At 41.0% G+C, this 1,153-nt stretch carries 1 pseudogene; it reads right to left on the bottom strand.

From position 1 onward, the window contains the following. Positions 1-1,153, bottom strand: a pseudogene (locus DC083_RS09965) (hypothetical protein); the annotation flags it as partial.

The following is a 1,153-nucleotide window of genomic DNA, read 5'->3' as shown; positions in this document are numbered from 1 at the left end:
ATCGGTTGCATTATTTGCACCACCAAGAATATCAAGTTTTTGATTCAACTTACGTTCAACCACAACTCCATCGTTATCCGCACCAAAGAGTAAGCCATCATCAAGACTTGCGACCTCTTTCTCATTGCCGTCTTTATCTTTGTACACAATACGGACTTCGCCATCTTTTCCATTTAAGCCTGGCGCTCCATCTTTCACTGCAATATTAAGAGTTGGTGCATCTTTACCTGCCTCACCTTTTGGACCGGTAAGACCGATTGATCCATCTTCGCCATTAATAACTACTGATGAACCATCTTTTCCGGTAACACCAATCTTACCGTCAACGCCATCTTTTCCAGCTTCACCAACTTGGATATCGCCTAAGCCACTTAGGTTCTTCGCCATTTTCACAACAAGGTTGCCACCCTCAACATCAACACGTAGATTTTCATCACTCGCATCAATATTGTCAGCTAAACCACCTTTAATGGTGACTTTATCGCCAAGTTTTTTACTTACTTCCCCACTGTTACCTGCAAATGTAAGGCCTGTATTTGTTAAATTCGTACCTAACGCATCTAACTGATCTTTGTTGACAGCATCTTTACCATTTACACCATCGGCAACATTCGTGATTGTTTTACCACCGGCATCGACACCATTTGCGGTAATGCTTGGACCATTTGTAATGGTTAATCCTGTATCACCTAATGTGACATTATCACCTACTTTAACGCCGTCATTATTAACTGTCGTATTGCCTGTTTTCACAGAACCCGTAGTGCCTAGATCAAGATTTTCTGCAAGTTTAACGTTGAGCTTACCCTCATCATCTACAACAACACCAACGTTCTTACCATCTGCTAATTTTGTTGTATCTGACTCACCACCAACGATCGATACTGTACCTCCTGAATTAACCTTAGTCGTTCCAGTATCACCTTCAAAATCCAAGGAAGCATTACCGTTAGCAACAATTCCTTGCAATGCATCATCCAACTGACCTTTATTAACAGCATCGGTATCATCTTCACCTTTAGCAACATTTGTGATTTTGCTACCACCAGCATTAATACCGCTTGTTGTAATACTTGGGCCATTTGCAATAGTTAACCCTATATTACCTAATACAACACCTTCACCTACTTTAACACCGTCATTATTAACGGTC

Source organism: Ignatzschineria ureiclastica (assembly GCF_003121845.1).
In the GTDB taxonomy this organism is placed as follows: domain Bacteria; phylum Pseudomonadota; class Gammaproteobacteria; order Cardiobacteriales; family Wohlfahrtiimonadaceae; genus Ignatzschineria; species Ignatzschineria ureiclastica.
The sequence above is the reverse complement of the archived record's forward strand: the minus strand, read 5'-3'. Positions and strand labels throughout refer to the sequence as shown.